Annotated in this window: 16 protein-coding genes; 8 read left to right on the top strand and 8 right to left on the bottom strand. The window is 58.2% G+C overall.

Annotation, left to right across the window (positions count from 1 at the left end; genetic code table 11):
• Positions 1 to 25: 25 nt before the first annotated feature.
• The 3 genes from betI to betA all read left to right on the top strand — a co-directional run bounded on the left by betI (position 26) and on the right by betA (position 3,920).
• Entirely contained in the window at positions 26 to 628 is a 603-nt protein-coding gene (gene betI / locus EGY12_RS14310) for a transcriptional regulator BetI (RefSeq protein ID WP_038880897.1), read from the top strand.
• A 14-nt stretch (positions 629 to 642) separates the two neighbouring features.
• On the top strand, positions 643 to 2,115 hold the full coding sequence (betB, locus tag EGY12_RS14315; RefSeq protein WP_123894349.1) for a betaine-aldehyde dehydrogenase: 1,473 nt from the start codon (positions 643 to 645) through the stop codon (positions 2,113 to 2,115).
• A 137-nt stretch (positions 2,116 to 2,252) separates the two neighbouring features.
• The gene (betA, locus tag EGY12_RS14320) at positions 2,253 to 3,920 is read left to right on the top strand and encodes a choline dehydrogenase (protein WP_123894351.1); all 1,668 of its coding nucleotides are present in this window, start codon (positions 2,253 to 2,255) and stop codon (positions 3,918 to 3,920) included.
• A gap of 101 nt (positions 3,921 to 4,021) precedes the next feature.
• On the opposite strand, the gene EGY12_RS14325 is transcribed toward betA, so the two are convergent.
• The 3 genes from EGY12_RS14325 to EGY12_RS14335 all read right to left on the bottom strand — a co-directional run bounded on the left by EGY12_RS14325 (position 4,022) and on the right by EGY12_RS14335 (position 7,160).
• Positions 4,022 to 5,647 (bottom strand): FMN-binding glutamate synthase family protein, encoded by a 1,626-nt coding sequence (locus EGY12_RS14325; RefSeq protein ID WP_123894353.1) that lies wholly within the window; start codon positions 5,645 to 5,647, stop codon positions 4,022 to 4,024.
• A gap of 184 nt (positions 5,648 to 5,831) precedes the next feature.
• The gene (locus EGY12_RS14330; RefSeq protein ID WP_049198960.1) at positions 5,832 to 6,422 is read right to left on the bottom strand and encodes a LuxR family transcriptional regulator; all 591 of its coding nucleotides are present in this window, start codon (positions 6,420 to 6,422) and stop codon (positions 5,832 to 5,834) included.
• A 21-nt stretch (positions 6,423 to 6,443) separates the two neighbouring features.
• Positions 6,444 to 7,160: an EAL domain-containing protein gene (locus tag EGY12_RS14335; RefSeq protein WP_033637688.1), complete on the bottom strand. Its 717-nt coding sequence runs from the start codon at positions 7,158 to 7,160 to the stop codon at positions 6,444 to 6,446.
• Positions 7,161 to 7,674: 514 nt separating this feature from the next.
• Between EGY12_RS14335 and EGY12_RS14340 the strand changes: the two genes are divergently transcribed.
• Genes EGY12_RS14340 through EGY12_RS14355 form a run of 4 tightly spaced genes read left to right on the top strand, consistent with a single transcriptional unit; the run spans position 7,675 to position 12,641 of the window.
• Positions 7,675 to 8,217 (top strand): fimbrial protein, encoded by a 543-nt coding sequence (locus tag EGY12_RS14340; protein ID WP_033647475.1) that lies wholly within the window; start codon positions 7,675 to 7,677, stop codon positions 8,215 to 8,217.
• A 48-nt stretch (positions 8,218 to 8,265) separates the two neighbouring features.
• Complete coding sequence (locus EGY12_RS14345) at positions 8,266 to 8,952, top strand: molecular chaperone (protein ID WP_049198962.1); 687 nt, start codon at positions 8,266 to 8,268, stop codon at positions 8,950 to 8,952.
• Between the two features lie 12 nt (positions 8,953 to 8,964).
• Positions 8,965 to 11,559, top strand: coding sequence for a fimbria/pilus outer membrane usher protein (locus EGY12_RS14350; RefSeq protein ID WP_123894355.1), 2,595 nt, complete (start codon positions 8,965 to 8,967; stop codon positions 11,557 to 11,559).
• A gap of 14 nt (positions 11,560 to 11,573) precedes the next feature.
• On the top strand, positions 11,574 to 12,641 hold the full coding sequence (locus EGY12_RS14355) for a fimbrial protein (RefSeq protein ID WP_371415343.1): 1,068 nt from the start codon (positions 11,574 to 11,576) through the stop codon (positions 12,639 to 12,641).
• 74 nt (positions 12,642 to 12,715) lie between these two features.
• On the opposite strand, the gene EGY12_RS14360 is transcribed toward EGY12_RS14355, so the two are convergent.
• The 5 genes from EGY12_RS14360 to EGY12_RS14380 form a co-directional block, all read right to left on the bottom strand.
• On the bottom strand, positions 12,716 to 13,174 hold the full coding sequence (locus EGY12_RS14360; RefSeq protein WP_123894359.1) for a helix-turn-helix domain-containing protein: 459 nt from the start codon (positions 13,172 to 13,174) through the stop codon (positions 12,716 to 12,718).
• Positions 13,175 to 13,380: 206 nt separating this feature from the next.
• Positions 13,381 to 14,961, bottom strand: coding sequence for a malate:quinone oxidoreductase (locus EGY12_RS14365; RefSeq protein ID WP_063919041.1), 1,581 nt, complete (start codon positions 14,959 to 14,961; stop codon positions 13,381 to 13,383).
• A gap of 461 nt (positions 14,962 to 15,422) precedes the next feature.
• Positions 15,423 to 16,850, bottom strand: a complete 1,428-nt coding sequence (phoA, locus tag EGY12_RS14370) for an alkaline phosphatase (protein ID WP_123894361.1) — start codon at positions 16,848 to 16,850, stop codon at positions 15,423 to 15,425.
• 130 nt (positions 16,851 to 16,980) lie between these two features.
• Positions 16,981 to 17,688, bottom strand: coding sequence for a glutathione S-transferase N-terminal domain-containing protein (locus tag EGY12_RS14375; RefSeq protein WP_060440382.1), 708 nt, complete (start codon positions 17,686 to 17,688; stop codon positions 16,981 to 16,983).
• Between the two features lie 74 nt (positions 17,689 to 17,762).
• Entirely contained in the window at positions 17,763 to 18,446 is a 684-nt protein-coding gene (locus EGY12_RS14380; RefSeq protein ID WP_123894362.1) for a helix-turn-helix transcriptional regulator, read from the bottom strand.
• An 80-nt stretch (positions 18,447 to 18,526) separates the two neighbouring features.
• On the opposite strand from EGY12_RS14380, the gene EGY12_RS14385 reads away from it, so the two are divergent.
• Entirely contained in the window at positions 18,527 to 19,546 is a 1,020-nt protein-coding gene (locus tag EGY12_RS14385; RefSeq protein WP_123894363.1) for a cytochrome P450, read from the top strand.
• Positions 19,547 to 19,555: the final 9 nt, after the last annotated feature.

The following is a 19,555-nucleotide window of genomic DNA, read 5'->3' on the forward strand; positions in this document are numbered from 1 at the left end:
AAGTCGGTTTTGTGAGAGTCGAAATATGCCAAAGGTAGGAATGCAGCCAATCAGAAGGCAGCAGTTGATTGATGCCACGCTCGCCGCGGTAAACGAAGTGGGAATGCATGACGCTACCATCGCGCAGATCGCGCGGCGGGCAGGCGTTTCCAACGGCATCATCAGCCATTATTTCAAGGACAAGAACGGCCTGCTGGAAGCCACGATGCGCTATCTGATCAGCCATCTCGGTGAGGCGGTGAAGCTGCGGTTGCAGGCGCTGACCGATAACAGCCCGGCGGCGCGGCTGCAGGCTATCGTCGCCGGCAACTTCGACGACAGCCAGATCAACAGCGCGGCGATGAAAACCTGGCTGGCCTTTTGGGCCAGCAGTCTGCACCAACCGCAGCTCAACCGGCTGCAGCAGGTGAACGGCCGCCGGCTCTATTCCAACCTGTGCGCCGAGTTTCGTCGCGTTATGCCGCAGCCGCAGGCGCGGTTGGCGGCCAAGGGGCTGGCGGCGCTGATCGACGGACTGTGGCTGCGCAGCGCGCTGCGCGGTTCGGCGTTCAATCAGTCGCAGGCGTTGGCGCTCACGACCGAATACATCACGTTCCAACTCCGGGGGCAGACGCCGCCCGGAGGATAACCCAAGGAGATCCTATGTCCCGTTTTGGCTTGCAGAAGCTCTATATTCATGGCGCCTATGTAGACAGCACCGCTGGAAAAACCTTCAACGCCATTAACCCGGCGAACGGCGAAGTTCTGGCTGAAGTCCAGTCCGCCGGCGCTGAAGACGTCGATCGTGCGGTGGCCAGCGCGGCCAGTGGGCAGAAGGTGTGGGCGGCGATGACGGCGATGGCGCGTTCGCGCATCCTGCGTCGCGCGGTGGATATTCTGCGCGAGCGCAACGATGAGCTGGCGGCGCTGGAAACGCTGGATACCGGCAAAGCGATGTCGGAAACCACTGCGGTGGATATCGTTACCGGTGCCGACGTGCTGGAATATTACGCCGGCCTGATCCCGGCCATTGAAGGTGAACAGATCCCGCTGCGCGAAACCTCATTCGTTTACACCCGCCGCGAACCGCTGGGCGTAGTGGCCGGCATCGGCGCCTGGAACTATCCGATTCAAATCGCGCTGTGGAAGTCCGCGCCGGCGCTGGCGGCGGGTAATGCGATGATCTTCAAACCGAGTGAAGTCACGTCGTTGACGGCGTTGAAGCTGGCGGAAATTTACACCGAAGCCGGCCTGCCGGACGGCGTATTCAACGTGGTGACCGGCAGCGGCGCGGAGGTGGGGCAGTATCTGACCGACCATCCGGGTATCGCCAAAGTCTCTTTCACCGGTGGGGTGAAAACCGGCAAGAAGGTGATGGCCAACGCGTCGGGGTCGACGCTGAAGGAAGTCACCATGGAGCTGGGCGGCAAGTCGCCGCTGATTATTTTCGACGACGCCGATCTGGATCGCGCCGCCGATATCGCCATGATGGCCAACTTCTACAGCTCCGGCCAGGTGTGCACCAACGGCACCCGCGTCTTCGTACCGGCCGCGCTGCAGGCGCAGTTTGAGGCGAAAATCCTCGAGCGCGTGAAGCGCATTCGCTTGGGCGATCCGACCGATCCGCAGACCAACTTCGGGCCGCTGGTCAGCTTCGCGCACATGGAGTCGGTGCTGCGCTTTATCGAGAGCGGCAAGAATAGCGGCGCGCGCCTGCTGTGCGGCGGCGAACGCGTTACCCACGGCGAATTCGGCAAGGGTGCTTATGTGGCGCCGACGGTATTCAGCGACTGCCGCGACGACATGGAAATCGTGCGCGAGGAGATCTTCGGGCCGGTGATGAGCATTCTCAGCTACCAGAGCGAAGAGGAAGTGGTGCGCCGCGCCAATGACACCACCTTCGGCCTGGCCGCAGGCGTGGTGACCAACGATCTGGCTCGCGCGCACCGCGTGATCCACCAGTTGGAAGCCGGCATTTGCTGGATCAACACCTGGGGTGAGTCGGCGGCGGAAATGCCGGTCGGCGGTTACAAGCAGTCTGGCGTCGGCCGCGAGAACGGCCTGACTACGCTGGAACATTACACCCAGATCAAATCGGTGCAGGTCGAGCTGGGCGAATACGCCTCGGTATTCTGATCTTCCCGCCGTCTTTCGAGCCGCAGCTGCGTTGGCTGCGGCCGACAATTTCTAGAGAGCCCAAATACACAGCCTGTTGCCGAGCCGCGCTGCGCGTCTTTGCCTGACCAGGCCTCTATAAAGTAAGGAGATAATGAATGGAATTTGACTACATCATTATCGGTGCCGGTTCCGCCGGCAACGTGTTAGCCACCCGATTGACCGAGGACGCCGACGTCAGCGTCCTGCTGCTGGAAGCCGGTGGCCCGGATTACCGGATGGATTTCCGTACCCAAATGCCGGCCGCGCTGGCGTTTCCGCTGCAAGGCCGCCGCTATAACTGGGCGTATGAAACCGATCCTGAGCCGCACATGAACAATCGCCGGATGGAATGCGGCCGCGGCAAAGGGCTGGGCGGTTCGTCCCTGATCAACGGCATGTGTTACATTCGCGGCAACGCGATGGATTTCGACAACTGGGCTAAGGCACCGGGTCTGGAAGACTGGACCTATCTGGATTGTCTGCCGTATTTCCGCAAGGCGGAAACCCGCGATATCGGCCCGAACGATTACCACGGCGGCGAGGGCCCGGTGAGCGTCACCACGCCGAAAGCCGGTAACAACGAACTGTTCCACGCGATGGTGGAAGCCGGCGTGCAGGCGGGTTACCCGCGCACCGACGATCTGAACGGTTACCAACAAGAAGGCTTCGGCCCGATGGATCGCACCGTGACGCCGAAAGGGCGCCGCGCCAGCACCGCCCGCGGTTATCTGGATCAGGCGCGTTCGCGGCCGAACCTGAAAATCGTCACCCATGCGCTGACCGACCATATCGTGTTCGACGGCAAGCGTGCGGTGGGCGTCAACTATTTGCAGGGCGACAGCAATCAGCTGACCCACGCCAAAGCGCGCCGCGAAGTGTTGCTGTGCGCCGGCGCCATCGCCTCGCCGCAGATCCTGCAGCGTTCGGGCGTCGGCCCGGCGGCGCTGCTGAACAGCCTGGATATCAACGTGGTGCACGATCTGCCGGGCGTCGGGGAAAACTTGCAGGATCATCTGGAGATGTACCTGCAGTACGCCTGTAAGAAACCGGTGTCGCTGTACCCGGCGCTGCAATGGTTCAACCAGCCGAAAATCGGCGCGGAATGGCTGTTCAACGGCACCGGCATCGGCGCCAGCAACCAGTTCGAGGCCGGCGGCTTCATCCGCAGCCGCGCAGAGTTCGCCTGGCCGAACATTCAGTATCACTTCCTGCCGGTGGCGATTAACTATAACGGCAGCAACGCGGTGAAAGAGCACGGCTTCCAGGCGCACGTCGGCTCGATGCGTTCGCCGAGCCGCGGCCGGGTGCAGGTGAAATCGAAAGATCCGCGCCAGCACCCGAGCATTCTGTTCAACTACATGTCGACTGAACAGGATTGGCAGGAGTTCCGCGACGCCATTCGCATCACGCGCGAGATCATGGCGCAGCCGGCCCTGGACGAATACCGCGGCCGCGAGATAAGCCCGGGGCCGGAGGTGCAGACCGACGAGCAGCTGGACGCTTTCGTGCGTGAGCACGCCGAAACCGCCTTCCACCCGTCCTGCTCGTGCAAGATGGGTGAGGATGAGATGGCGGTGGTCGATGGCCAAGGCCGGGTGCACGGCATGGAAGGATTGCGGGTGGTGGATGCGTCGATCATGCCGCTGATCATCACCGGCAACCTGAACGCCACCACCATCATGATCGCCGAGAAGATCGCCGACCGCATTCGTCAGCGCGCGCCGCTGCCGCGCAGCACCGCCGACTATTACGTCGCCGGCGATGCGCCGGTGCGCAATCAGTAACCGACACGCCCTCTCGCCGTTGAGGGGGAGGGCCGCCGTAGCAAGCAACCCCTCTCCATATGCTCTTCCCCAAGGCGAGGGGGCAACTCTCTTTTATCCCATCATGCCGTCGGCAGCGAGATCGCCTGATCGAAACTGGTGGGCGTCGCCATGCGCCACATGCGGGCGTAGAACTCGCTTTTGATCTCCGGCTGCAGCAGCGCGCCCGGTTCCAGGTAGTAATAGATATCGGCGTACACTTTGATCTCGGTGGGCGTGATGCGGCGCAGCATATGATGCGAAGTCAGTTGCTCCGGGCGGCTGACGCCGGCCGCCGCCAGCATGTCCGCCAGCGCTTTCACCGTATTTTGATGGAAGTGGTAGACGCGCTCCGCCTTGTTCGGCACCACCAGCGCCTTTTGCCGCAGCGGATCTTGCGTTGCCACGCCGGTCGGGCAGTGGTTGGTATGGCAACTTTGCGACTGGATGCAGCCGACGGCGAACATAAAGCCGCGTGCCGAGTTCACCCAATCGGCGCCGAGCACCAGCACGCTGGCGATGTCGAAGGCGCTGATGATCTTGCCGCTGGCGCCTATCTTGATTTGGTCGCGCAGGCCGCAGCCCACCAGCGTGTTATGCACGAACAGCAGCCCTTCGCGCAGCGGCATGCCCATATAGTTGGAGAGTTCGAGCGGCGCGGCGCCGGTGCCGCCTTCCTTGCCGTCCACCACGATGAAGTCCGGCAGGATGCGGGTGTGCAGCATCGCCTTGACGATAGCGACGAACTCCCACGGATGGCCGATGCACAGTTTGAAACCGACCGGCTTGCCGCCCGACAGCTCGCGCAGCTGCTGGATGAAATGCATCATCTCCAGCGGAGTGGTGAAGGCGCTGTGCGAGGCCGGCGAGATGCAGTCGACGCCTTCCGGCACACCGCGCGTGGCGGCGATTTCCGCATCCACCTTCTTCGCCGGCAGAATGCCGCCGTGGCCGGGTTTGGCGCCCTGGCTGAGCTTGATTTCAATCATTTTCACCTGCGGGCTTTGCGCCTGCTCGGCAAAGCGCCGCGGATCGAAATGGCCGTCGGCGGTGCGACAGCCGAAATAGCCGCTGCCCAGTTCCCACACCAGATCGCCGTTGTTCTCGCGGTGATAGCGGCTGATGCTGCCCTCACCGGTGTCGTGGTAGAAATTGCCCTTGGCCGCACCGAGGTTGAGTGCGCGAATGGCGTTGGCGGAGAGCGCGCCGAAGCTCATGGCCGAAATGTTGAATATCGACGCGGAGTAGGGCTGGCGGCAGTCGGCGCCGCCGATGGTGATGCGGAAACTGGTCGGGTCGGCGGCTTCCACCGGCCGCATGGAGTGGCCGATACACTCATAGCCGGTTTGGTACACGTCCAGCAGGGTGCCGAACGGTTTGTCGCCCATCTCATTTTTCGCGCGGCGATAGACCAGCGTGCGCTGGGTGCGCGAAAACGGGATCTCTTCATTATCCTGCTCGAGGAAATACTGGCGCAGTTCCGGACGGATGAATTCGAAGAAGAAGCGCAGGCGACCGATGATCGGGTAGTTGCGACAAATGGCATGGCGCTGCTGCGTGAGATCGTAGATACCCAGTACCATCAAGCCACCGCAGGCCAGGGCCGGCAGCCAGAACCACGGATGGTTGCGCATCATGATCAAGAAAACCAGGGTGAGCAAGATGCTCAGCACAAAGCAGGTGTAGCGGCTGAATAAGGACGACTTCATAACATCTCCTGATGTTTATTTTAATCCACACGACATGACTCACGGATAATCCGTGTGCAAATCGTAGCCAACAGGAGAGGATGTTGTGTGTCTGTTGCTGCTTTGTCGCCGGTTGTTACATTAATTTAACCCAGCGAGGAGGGCGGATTGCTGCGCGGTGCACCGCGCAACAAGCCAGGGCAGGTTATTTGCCGGCGACGAAGATGGTGCTCATGCTGCGCAGCCGCAGCTTTTTCATCGCGCTGTATTTCTGCGAGAAGATGGTTTTCGGGTGTGTGCCGCGCTTTTCCGCAATGTGCAGCAGGCTATCGCCGCGCAGCAGATTGAAGATCACGTCGCTTTCCGCCGGGCTGAGCTCGCGGGTTTTCTGTACCTTGATGCCGCCCGGCTCTTTGCTTTCCAGCAACCGCTGGATTTTTTCCTGCAGCGAATAAAGCGGAATGCGGGTGGAGACCAACTCGACGGAAATCCCCAGGATCGACAACAGTTTCACTACGCGCTCATCGTCATAAAACACCAGCAGGCGTGTCTTGCTGTTGTACTGCTGGTGCAGGGACACCAGGCTTTCGATCACATTGACGCTCTGTTCCAGGTTTTGCGAGGTGAAAATCAGCGCGATATCGTGCTTGGTGATCTTCTCTGCTTTGGCGCCGCCGTGCATGAAATCGGAAAACAGGCGGATATCGTACGCGCCGTAGTGTTTCTTCAGCAGCACCGACAGGCCAACATAGCTGTACTTACACTCACTAATCACAAGAACGTTGTTTTTAGACATAGGGCAAACACCAATACCGAGTTAAAAGTATTCAGCTGTAAGAAGCGAGTTCAAATCCTTGATGCTGGATTCCTTCCACAGCTTTCCCTGCAGTGCGTAATATGGCATTTCATCCAGCCATTTCTTGTGTTCGGGAGTTTCAACTCCTTCGATAATTACCTTGTAATGATTAAGGTAAAAGAAGCGCAGTAACGCGCGCATCAAGCCCTCGCCGCCGGACTTTTTCATAAAGTCCCAAAGCAGAAAACGATCGAGCTTAACGAAGCGGAACTGGCTGTTGTACAACGCGGAAAAACCCGCATAGCCAGAACCAAAATCATCGAGCCAAAATGAATAACTATTCAATGACGGATCGCCGTGCACGCGATCTTTCACCAGCCGGGTTGAATTCTCGCTGATCTCAAAATGAATACAGCGCATGGCATTAATTCTTTCGGCAAAGTGAGTATTCGCCAGCGATTGCAGGGAATAATCGTCAACATTCAAAGTGGCTATCACTTGGTTTTCATGAAACCAGTGTTTGTATTTATCGATCAGATTGATCTGATCCATCAAAATCTCAATCCGGGTTGCGCTGTCGGCGTGGCGAAAGAACTGTTCAGGAGAAAAATGGGCATATTCGCTATTAAACGTAAAGCGAGACAGGCATTCAACGGCCAGCAATTGTCCCGATTTCGCGAACATTGGCTGAAAAACATAATTAATGCCGTTATTTTTCTCTCTAAAAGAACCGCTCATTTCCCAATCCTTGGATTGATATTTAACTTGTTGATTTTAAATGACTAAAAAGAAAGTTACTCCAAGTTTATTGGTAAATTTCTTATTTAAAGCGCCGGAATGGCCGAAGCGTGTCGACAGACCATTTAACGCGTAATTCGTGCCAAAGTCCAAATGTCGCAATATGTTACTAAATGTAAATTATCGGGATAATATTCTGATTTTCAGGCCTTAAAGCAAAATCTTGAACTCTGCAGCTTTCCCAAACACAGATTATTCCTATTCATATGAATCGTCAACATCGATCGATAGGTATCCGCCGATAGTTTATTCCTATCAAGAGGGGCCTTATGAATGTTTTAAACGATTTAACATTAAGAATATGCTTAGTCTATATTTCGTCCGGCAATGAGTTCATCGAGGCAACGCTCCTTTTCAGCAAGGGAGTGCTATCGCTGAGTGTATGCTCAGTGGCGGCAATATATATATAAGCCCGCCACTGAATCGATTATTTTATTGTTCTATGGAGCTGGAAATGAAAAAAGTATTATTGCCTTTGGCTGCCCTGGTATTGTCTGCAACTGCTTCCAACGCAATGGCAGCAAACGGCACTGTTAAATTCACCGGTGAAATCAAACAGTCTACCTGCCAGGTAACTAGCGATACTCAGAATAAAGAAGTTTACCTGGGTACTTACCCAACTTCTGCTTTCCCAACCGTGGGTTCTAAATCCGCTTCTAAAGCTTTCCAGATCTCTCTGGAAAAATGTGATGCCGGTGATTACAGCCTGCGCTTCGACGGTAACACCGTTGCTGGTAACCCAGACCTGCTGTCCGTAAGCAACGTTGGCGGCACCGGCGCTGCAGCTACCGGCGTGGGTATCGAAATCACCGATAACAACGGCAAGCCATTCGCTATCGGTGACGGTTCCAACATCAACGACGACGTAGCGAAAGTCACCATCGCTGCTGACGGTAAAGCGACCTTCAACCTGCAGGCTCGTTACCGTTCATTCGATAGCAACGTAACTGCAGGTCTGGCTAACGCCACCAGCCCGTTCACTATCGAATACAAATAATCGTCTTTCAGGACACACACGGCCAAGGATGGCCCGTAGAGGAAACCGATGAAAAAGTTCTTTGCTGCTCTGCTGATGCTGGGCACCTTTAACAGCTACGCCGGTATCCAGGTAGATGCCACTCGCGTGATCTATAAAGGCGATGATAAATCCGCCTCTCTGCCAATTCATAACGATGCTTCAGAAGCCTATATGGTGCAGACCTGGCTGGACACCGGCGATAGAAACCAAGTGCCGAAAAATCTGCCTGTCGTTGTCGTTCCACCGATTCTGAAATTGGACGCTGCCAAAACTGCAGTTCTGCGCTTTATCTATTCCGGTAATGGCTTACCTCAGGATAAAGAAAGCCTGCTGTGGATTAACGTGCAGGAAATTCCACCGGCGCCGAAGCAAGAAAACGTGCTGCAGGTTGCGGTGCGTACCCGAATCAAACTTTTTTACCGGCCGGTGGCGTTGAAAACGACGCTGGACGAGCAAGTACAAAACTTGCGTTGGCAGCGTGAAGGTTCACGTCTGCAAGTGATTAACGATGGCCCGCTGCATATTACCTTTGGGGCGCTGCATTTGAAAAACAGCGCGGGCAAGACCGTGGATGTGGACGCCAACATGGTGAGCCCAAAAGATCGCTTATCGATCAACATCCCGGCGGGCGTCAGCGTCGGCAACAAGATTGCTTTCAGTTATATCAACGATTTTGGCGGTAGAACGGAAGTCAAGGACGTTCCAGTACAATAAGAGAGACAGGGAATGGCAAATCAACGAAAAGTAGCAGGCGGAACGACGCGGCTGACACAGCTGATCCGAATTGCAATCATTGCCGCCAGTGCGCCGATGTTCTGGAGTGAAGCGGCGCTGGCAGAGTTTAACATGTCGTTTATTCACGGCGATGAAAACCTGAGCAACGCGGAAGCGGTCGCTCAGGGCGATGCTTTGCAACCGGGCGTTTACCCATTCGACATCTACGTCAACCTGACTCAGGTCGATCATAAGGATGTTACTTTTCGTCAGGTTAAAGGCCAGACCGCGTCTCAACCTTGCCTGAAAGTTGAAGACCTGCGCAATTACGGCATCAAACTGCCGGAAACGCTGCAGGCTGGCAGCTGCGTTGATCTGCCTGCATTGGTTAAAGACGCCACCGTCAGCTATGACGCCGCGGTGCAGCAGATCAACATTTCCGTGCCTCAGACCATGATGGATCTGAGCGCCATCGGCGCGATCCCGCCAAGCATGTACGATGAAGGCATCAACGCGCTGTTCGCTAACTATAACTTCAACTACAACAAGAACAGCTATCGCAGAAGTGATGCTGATGACAGCGAGTACATGTTCCTCGCGTTGAACAGTGGTCTCAACCTGGGCAGATGGCGCCTGCGCAACAACTCCACCTGGGACAAACAGAGTGGCAGCAGCAGCAACTGGACCAACGTCTCTTCCTGGGCCGAGACCGACATCGTGCCATGGCGCAGCCGTTTGGTGATGGGGCAGGCGAGCACCAACAACAGCGTGTTCAACAGTTTCCAGTTCCGTGGGGTACAACTCTCCAGCGTTGACGACATGCTGCCGGACAGCCTGCGCGGTTATGCGCCGGTAGTACGTGGCGTAGCGGCGACCAACGCCCGCGTCGAGATCCGTCAGAACGGTTACGTCATCTACAGCACCAACGTCGCGCCGGGTCCTTTCGAGATCCACGACGTTTATCCGCATACCAACAACGGTGACCTGCAGGTGACCGTCAACGAGGCCGACGGTTCGCACAAAACGTTCAGCGTCGCCTATTCTTCCGTGGCCAACATGCTGCGCGAAGGCATTTGGAACTTCCAGTTGACCGCCGGTAAATACCACAACGGTAATGGCGGTTATCAGCCGAAGCTGATTCAGGGTACTGCGGCGTACGGCATGAACTATGGCCTGACGCCGTTCGGCGGTGCCATCATCGCCGAGCACTACCGTTCCGCCGCCGTGGGTGTCGGTAAGAGCCTGGGATCATGGGGCGCTATCTCCGTAGACGGTTCGATCTCCGATACCGAACTGGCGAACGGCGATCGCAAGCAGGGGCAGAGCTTCCGTTTCCTGTACTCCAAGTCGCTCAACCAGATGGGCACCAACTTCCAGTTGGCGGGCTACCGCTATGCGACTTCCGGTTACTATGATCTCAGCGATGCGGTTCAGGAGCGTAACAGCTGGCGCAACGGTATTTATGCCAATGATTACTGGGATCCGAACGATCTGCAGCCGGGCCAGCCTTCCTGGAGCAACAACCAGAAACGTACCCGATACACCGCGCGCTACGGCAACAAACGCGAACGCGTCGAGCTGTCGCTCAGCCAGCAGCTGTGGGCGGGTGCCAGCCTGTACGCCAACGTAAGCCACCAGAACTACTGGGGCGTGTCCGGTAACGATCGCACGATTCAATTGGGTTACAACGACGGCTTCAAGCGCATTTCCTACGGTGTTTACCTGCAGGATACGCGCGGCCAGTACGGCTATTCCGATCGCAGCGTGAACTTCACGATGTCGATCCCGTTGGATTGGGGCCAGAGCAACAACTCGACTACCGCCAACTTCAGCGCGGCGCACAGCAAACAGAGCGGCGACAGCTACTCGACCGGCATCAGCGGCACCATGCTGGACGACCGTCGCATGAACTACTCGGTTTCCACCGGGCATACGCAGTCCTCCGGTCAGAGCAGCAACCTGAACCTGGGCTACAGCAGCAGCATCGGTAACATCGACGGCAGCTATGCCTACAGCTCGAAATACCGTCAGGAAGGGCTGGGCCTCTCCGGTGGCTTGCTGGTGCACTCCGGCGGCGCGACCTTGACGCAGCCGTTGCAGAACACCATCTTGCTGGTGGAAGCGAAAGACGCCAAAGGCGTACGTCTGGAAAACCAGCCGGGCGTAACCATCGATCGCTTCGGTTATGCAGTTGTGCCGTCGGCCAACCCGTACCGCTACAACTATGTGGCGCTGCGCACCGAAGATTTTGGCCCGGGCCTGGATGTGCCGGTGGCCAGTAAGCAAGTGGTGCCTACCGAAAAATCGGTAGTGAAGGTGAGCTTCGATACCTTCAAGGGCGTCAGCCTGCTGATTCACGCTCGTCTGGGTGATAACGGTTATCCGGCTATCGGTGCCGGTGTGTTCAACGAGTCCGGCCGCAACAGCGGCACCGTGGGCCTGGAGGGCGCAACCTATGTTTCCGGCGTGAAAGCGGGTGAAAAACTGACGATCAAATGGGGCCCGAAAGCCGATCAACAATGCGTACTGCCGATTCCGGCGAACGTGGGCGACAAACAAGCGGCCATGGGATATCAGGAACTGACCCTGCAATGCCAAAAACTGTAAGGTACACCATGAACTTGAGCAAATTAGCACGTAACACACTTCTGTCGGTGGTGGGGCTGGCAGGGTTGGCGATGGCGCAACAGGCGGCGGCGATGCAATGCCGTTTCGGCAACTCGACGGGTTCAAAAAACCCGGTTGGCAGCGTGACGCAGGATATCGATGTCGGCCGCCCGATCGTGCTGGCCGCTAGCGACTTCGTCAAAGGCAACCTGATTTGGCGTTCGCAGAACTTTACCTCCACCTTTACCTGCTGGGATACGGATAACTACCCGCGCGGAGAGAATGCTTATATCTATTGGAACCCGCAGAACTCGTTCGGCGCACTGGATAAGTCGTTGGAGATTGGGGTATCGATCAACGGGCGTGATTATGATGCGATCAACCTGAAGCAAAGTTCCAACCGGCCGACAGGCCCTGATTTGGGGCCAGGTACCAAACCGGGCAGCAACAGAAGGAAAGCCGATCCTCAGGCGGTGACCGCTACCTATTCTGTGTATATCAAAGCCACCGGGGTGAAACCGCCGGCGGGTAACTTCCCGCCGTTGGCGCGTGCTTCGCTGTTCCAGATCGATGGTGAGTTGGGCCTGAACGCCACCAAAGACAGCAACTTTAACGCCTACATCAAAGGGTTGGATAAGATCCGCGTGATCCAGTGCAACCCGCAGATCACTGTATTGGCCAACAACGGCGCCAGCGTCGATTTCGGCGTGCTGACTACATCCAGCGCCAAAACCGGTACTATCGCCAAGCAGGTGCCGTTTGATATCAAGGCGACCTTGAGCGGCGGCGAATGTGCCGGCCAGTCTCTGCAGGCCAGTTTCAGCAGCACCAACGCCGATCCGTCAGACAACACGCAGATCCTGCCGACCACCAAACCGGGCGTGGCGATCTTCCTGACTCAGCAGCGCGACACCAATAAAACGCCGATCCCATTGCAAACCAACGTGGATTTCGGCGGCGTGCTGCAGGATAAGCAGAATGAAGTGAAAGAGACCTTTATCGCGAACCTGAAGTGGTTGACCAATACGCCGAAGACTGGGGTGTTCAACGCCACCGCCAACGTCGACGTCACCTTCAAATAATCCGGTGTCGCTTCAATAAAAAAGGGTTCAGTTCTCGCGAACTGAACCCTTTTTTGTGCCTTATACCGTGCTGATTAACGCAGCCCCATCCAACTGGTGCAGACGCCTTCCGGCGGCTTGCCTGCATACCAACGAGGCAGCGTGGGGGCAGCGTGGCGTGGTTCGGCCTCCGCCTCTACCGGGTGCGCCGGCCACTCCGCGACGTCCCAGCGGGTGGTGCGGCGATACACCGCCGGGGTTTTGCCAAACTGTTTCTTGAAGGCGCGTGAGAATGAAGGCTGAGAGTCGAAATGGTATTGCAGGGCGATATCCAGGATCGGGCGCGGGGTGGAGCGTAGCGCCTGCGCCGCCTGCGAAAGGCGCCGCTCGCGGATATAGCTGCCGAGCGCGTGACCGGTGGTGCTGCGGAACATGCGCTGCAGGTGCCATTTGGAGTAGCCCGACTTGGCGGCGACGTTATCCAGCAGCAGCGGCTGGTCCAGATGAGTTTCAATCCAGTCTAGTAAATCGTGAATGATATTGACGCGATCCATGGTTTAAGTTCTCCCGCAAAAACGACATTCAGGTCACAGTGACTTAGCTTAATTATCCAAGAATATGCTTTGATAATAGGCGTGAGTGTGCCGTTACGCAAGGGTAAACCGGGGGTAAAAAGGTGGCCAAAAATGCTCTTTGAACGGCAGGGGGATAAAAGAAAGGCCGCATAAGGCGGCCTTTCTAGCAGGAAATGAGTGGAAAATCAGTTAGTTTCCGGCTTCACTTCAATGTAGTTCAGACCCAGTACGCTGCTGGTGTAACCGCGGATCTTGTTGGTCATCTCGATATCGCCGTTCAGCTTGTGGCCGTAAGACGGGATGATCTCTTTCAGCTTGCTCTGCCATTCCGGCGTCGCCACTTTGTCTTTGAACACGGTTTCCATCAGGTGCAGCATGATTGGCGCAGCGGTAGAAGCGCCCGGTGAAGCGCCCAGCAGAGCGGCGATGCTGCCGTCTTCAGAGCTGACGACTTCGGTGCCGAACTGCAGCACGCCGCCTTTATCCGCGTCTTTCTTGATGATCTGCACGCGCTGGCCTGCGGTCCACAGTTTCCAGTCTTCCTGCTTGGCGTCCGGGAAGTACTCTTTCAACGCGGCGAAGCGATCGTCGTCGTTCATCATCAACTGGCCGACCAGGTATTTCACCAGATCGAAGTTATCCAGACCGACGTGGGTCATCGGCATCAGGTTCGAGGTGCTCAGCGAGTGCAGCAGATCGAACAGCGAACCGTTCTTCAGGAACTTGCTGGAGAAGGTGGCGAACGGCCCGAACAGCAGCACACGCTTGCCGTCCAGCATGCGGGTATCCAGGTGTGGCACGGACATCGGCGGCGAACCTACGCTGGCCAGGCCATACACTTTTGCCAGATGCTGGTTGGCGATCTCTGGATTAGTGGTGACCAGGAACTGGCCGCCGACCGGGAAGCCGCCGTAACCGTCGGCTTCAGGGATGCCGGATTTCTGCAGCAGGGTCAGGGACGCGCCGCCGGCACCGATGAACACGAACTTGGCGTTAACGGTGGTTTCTTTACCGTCGCGGTTCAGATCGGCAACGGTCACGCTCCAGGTCTGGTCGGCGTTGCGCTTGATGTCGCGCACTTCGTGGCTCAGGTTCAGCTTGAACTTGTCGCTGGTGCTCAGTGCGTCAACCAACTGGTGGGTGATCACGCCGAAGTTAACGTCGGTACCCAGCGGCATGCGGGTCGCGGCGATTTTCTGCGCCGGATCGCGGCCGTTCATCACCAGCGGCGCCCACTGTTTGATTTGCGCAGGATCTTCGGAGTATTCCATGCCGCGGAACAGGGTGCTGTGCTGCAGCGCCGCGTAGCGTTTACGCAGGAAGTTGACGTTGTCGTCACCCCACACGAAGCTCATGTGTGGCACGCTGTTAATGAAGGATTTCGGATCTTTCAGGACATCGTTCTTCACCTGATAAGACCAGAACTGGCGGGAGATTTCGAAAGACTCGTTGACCTTCACTGCCTTGCTGATGTCGATGGTGCCATCGGCTTTTTCCGGCGTGTAGTTCATTTCGCTGAAAGCGGAGTGGCCGGTACCGGCATTGTTCCAGCCGTTGGAGCTCTCTTCCGCCACGCCGTTCATGCGCTCGTACATGTCGATGGTCCAGGTCGGCTCCAGCTCATGCAGATAGGTACCCAAGGTGGCGCTCATGATGCCGCCGCCGATCAACACCACGTCGACGGTTTTATTCTTCTCTTCAGCCGCTGCCTGCTGCGTAACGCTAAACAGGCTGAGACTGAAAATCAGGACGAGTAATTTTCTCATTGAATTAAATCTCTTGTGTGTAAATTCTACTCATTGCAGGTGAAAGAATTTAGCGGGAGTTACCCTGGAAAATAATGAAGCCGACCGCCCGGCGTGAGCCGATAGGCAGCGATAATGCCTTTTTGTTAATAGGGTTTTTAACGAAAAGTGAACTATTGCAGGCCGTCCGGGCGCAAATTGATCGGTTCACGTTACTGGCGGGGTATTATTGTTTGCGAGAATGTTAAAAACTACTTTTGTAACTAAAAAAAATGAATATAAGCAAAAATAGGCCGGTTGCTGTCGCAGGAATAAGCAGAGAGGGAAGAAAGTCCGTATAACCGCGTTATTTTCAGGGGTTAATTGTCGCGCAATTAAACGTTATTTCGTTATCACACAATAATTGCGGTTAAATTGCAAATATACATCGGTAACCAATAATAAATGGCTGCCGTTACGGGCAGCCATGGTTCACAAGGCGGTTACTTGATGCCCATCGCATCACGCATGGTGAAGAACAGATCGGTCTGATCGGTCAACCCCACTACGTTGGCGGCGTGCGGGCCGTAGGCCGCGACGCGCAGCTGAGTGCCGGTGTGCCCCTGCGATTCCTCTTCCGAGTTGCCGTAGCTCAGGGTCATCGGCGCGCCGTCTTTGGTGGTCAATGTCTGGGTCAGGCCCGGCGCTTTGGCGTCGGCGGCGACGATCTGGCTGGAGTGCGCGTGGTCGGCGGTGACGATCACCAGCGTGTTACCGTCGGCGCGGGCGAAGGCCAGCGATTTTTGCACCGCTTCGTCCAGATCGACGGTTTCACCAATCTGCCCGCATGGGTTGGCGGCGTGATCCTGCTTGTCGATCGACGCGCCCTCTACCTGCAGGAAGAAGCCGTTCGGGTTGTCTTTCAGCAGCGCGATCGCTTTTTCGGTCATTGCCGCCAGCGTTGGCGTGGCTGCGGTGCGCGCCGGGTTGTTTTCGCAGGTCACCGCCGGTTTGTCGAGGTTGCCGTGATAGCTGGCTTTCGGCCCCAGCCAGCGCACCGGCATATTGCCGTCGGCGAACAGGCCCAGTAACGGTTTTTGCTGATTGGCGAGGGTAACGGCCTGCAGTTCATCTGCGTTGCTCACCCACTGATAACCCTGAGCCGCTGCTTGATCCTTCAGCGATTTTCCTTGCCATTCGCCGCTTTTCGCCAGTTGGTTAAAGGATTTCGCGCCGCCGCCCAGCGTGACGTCGGCGCGGGTTTTCAGCAGTTGCTCGGTGATGGAGCCGCGACCGCCGTTTTCCAGCGCGTTAGCGGCGCATTTCTCGCTGGTTTCCTCCGGGCCGTAGCATTTACGCGAGGTGACGTGCGACACCAACGCCGCCGGCGTGGCGTCCTGCAGTTCGGCGGTAGAAACGTTGCCGGTGGCCTTGCCGGCCGCCTTGGCGATCTCCAGCAGCGTTGGCTGGTCTTTGCCGTTCACGTCCACACCGAGCGCGCCGTTATAGGTTTTCACCCCGGTGGCCCAGGCGGTGGCGGAAGCGGCGGAGTCGGTCACGTAATCCGGCTTGTGGGTTTTCTTGTCCAGGGAGTAATGGGTGTATTGCCCGGTCAGCGGCAGGGCATCGATGCCCTTGAAGTAACCGCCTGCGCCTTCGGCGTAGTTACGCGCGGCGGTGATCTCGGAATCCCCCATGCCATCGCCGATCAGCAGGATCACGTTTTTCACCGTTTTGTCCGACAGCGACGCCTTTAGCGCGGTGGTCTGATCGCCGGCCAGGCGACGGGCGCCGCCCGGCTCGGTGAGGTTGCCGCGCGCGGCGCGCTCGGTCAGGCCATCGGCATTGGCTGAGGTTTCCGCCGCGATGGCGGAGGAACAGAGCAGGGCGGACAGCACGGCGCCGGCGATCAGGGATACAGCAGGTTGCATGGGGTAAGCTCCTTGTCGTAATACAACAATGTAAATAACATCAAATTGTTACGTAAGGAGAGTAGAGCAGAGGGATGACAATTTTATGACAGCGAAAGACGGGATGGCCCGGCGGCCACCCCGTTTGGCGTCAGGCCGCGCGCGCCGGGATAGCCAGCCCACGCTGCACCGCCGGCCGCGCCAGACCGCGCTCCAGCCACTGCGCGACGCGCGGGAAACTGTCGAACTCCACCAGCTCGCGCGCCTCATAAAAGCCGATCAGGTTACGCACCCAGCCCAGCAGCGAGATATCGGCGATGGTGTAGTCCGCGCCCATGATCCAGTCGCGGCCTTCCAGGCGCGTTTCCAGCACGCCGAGCAGGCGTTTCGATTCGTTCTTGTAGCGCTCCAGCGGCCGTTTGTCTTCATACTCGCGCCCGGCGAATTTGTGGAAGAAACCGAGCTGGCCGAACATCGGGCCGACGGCGGCCATCTGGAAGAACACCCATTGAATGGTTTCGTAACGCTGAGCCGGGTCCTGCGGCAGGAAACGGCCGCTCTTTTCCGCCAGGTAGAGCAGAATGGCGCCGGATTCGAACAGCGGCAGCGGCCGGCCACCGGGGCCATCGGGATCGATGATCGCCGGGATCTTGCCGTTCGGGTTCAGCGCCAGAAATTCCGGCGTCCAGGTTTCGTTGTTGCCGATGTCGATCAGGTGCGCTTCATAGGGCAGACCGATCTCTTCCAGCATGATGGACACTTTGACGCCGTTCGGCGTCGGCAGAGAATAGAGCTGCAGCCGTTCCGGATGCTGAGCCGGCCAGCGTTTGACGATCGGGAATTGGGTGGAATCGAGCATAGAAACTCCTCGGGTTGGCGGGGTTGCTTCAGCGTACCCCTTGAGTATTGCAGTAAAACTACCCCGCCGCCGGGTTACACCGTGAGCTCAAAATGTGCGGCCAGCGCTTTTTTGCCGCCGGGGGTCAGCTGCAGCTCGCGGCTGTCGAGCCGGCGGATGATCCAGCCGCGTTGGATAAAGGTGGCCAACAGCGCGGCGCCCAGCGCGCCGCCGAGGTGAGAGCGGCGTTCGCTCCAATCCAGGCAGCCGCAGGCGAAGCGGCGGCGGGTGGGGGCGGGGGAGCAATCGACGCCCAGCCGCGCCAGCGCGGCCTGGCCGACGTCGCTTAATCGGTAGTCTTCCTCACCGGTCAGCCAGTTCAGCGCATGCAGCCGATCGTGCAGCTTCACCGCAACCTCACCCGCCATATGGTCGTAGCAGGTGCGGATATATTGCAGCGTGGTGGGCGTGCTGCTTTTCACCGACGGGCGCGGCACGCCCGCCAGCGCCATCAGGCCTTCCAGCGCTTCGGCCACCGGCTGGCCAGCCAGCTGAAAATAGCGGTAGCGCCCCTGTTTGACGCAGGCGATCAGCCGCTGCTCCAGCAGTTTCGCCAGATGCGCGCTGGCGGTGGACGGGGCGACCTCGACCGCCGCGCTGAGCTCGGTGGCGGTGTAGGCGCGCCCGTCCATCAACAGGCACAGCATGCGCGCCCGGGTGCGGTCGGCGATGGCGGCGCTCAGCGCCGCTAAACGATCTTCAATGTCGATGTTATGCATACTTCGAGGTTAGACGAAGTATGACTGTGCGTCTATCGCTAGCCTGTGGTTATCGCCATCTGGTACCGAGGGAGAAAACCATGTCCGTATGTCCTTATGCCGCCGCGCTCGCCGCCGAGCCGCAGATGCACTATCGCGCCTTGCCGCCCCTGAGCTGGGATAGCGCAGGGCAATGTTGGGTGGCCGCTACGCCGCAGTGGGTGAGGGAAGCGCTGTCCAATGCCGATCTCGGCGTGCGGCCGGCCGATGAACCGGTGCCGACGGCCTTGCTGGATACGCCGATGGCGCCGCTGTTCGCCGGGCTGGCGCGGATGCGCGACGGCGAGGATCACCGCACCCTCAAGGCGGCGCTGCAGCGGGCGTTAGCTTCCTGCGACGATTCCCTGATTCAGCAAACCGCGGCACAGTGCGCGGCGCGGTTAGCGCCAAAGGTGCTCGATGCGGCAGCGATCACTCGCTTTAACTACGGATTGCCGGTCTGCACTCTCGGCGCATTGTTGGGCGTGTCCGAAGCGCAGTGGCAGCACCTTATCGACGACAGCCTGGACTTTGTCCGCTGTATCGCGCCCGGCGGCTCGCCGCAGCAGCTGACACGCGGTATTGCGGCGGCGCAGCGTCTCTGCGCACAGTTGGCGGCGGGAAATGGTGTGCTGCGCCAAGCCTTGGTTCGGGAGATTGGCGATGCCCGGCTTGTGTCGGCCAATGCGCTCGGCCTGCTGTTTCAGGCCTGTGAGGCAACGGCGGGCTGGATCGGGCAGGCGTATTTGCTGGCACGGCAGAACGGCGAAGTGAACACCGCGCTGGATCGGGTGCGGGCGCTGACGCCACCTATCCAAAACACGCGCCGTTTCGTTTTACGCGAGACGCAGCTTGGCGGTTGTACGCTGCGCGTGGGGCAGACCGTCTTGCTGTTGCTCGGCGCCGACGGCGAACTGGCCTTCGGCGCGGGGGAACACCGCTGCCCGGGCGAACGCTGGGCGAGGATTATCGCACGCTGCGGCGTGGCGCATCTGTATTCGCTGGATATTGATGAGCGGGCGTTGGAATCGGTGCGGTGGCGCCGTTCGCTCAATGCGCGCGTACCTGAGTTTTACCGTTGAGAGGAGACG

Source organism: Serratia sp. FDAARGOS_506 (genome assembly GCF_003812745.1).
GTDB lineage: Bacteria > Pseudomonadota > Gammaproteobacteria > Enterobacterales > Enterobacteriaceae > Serratia.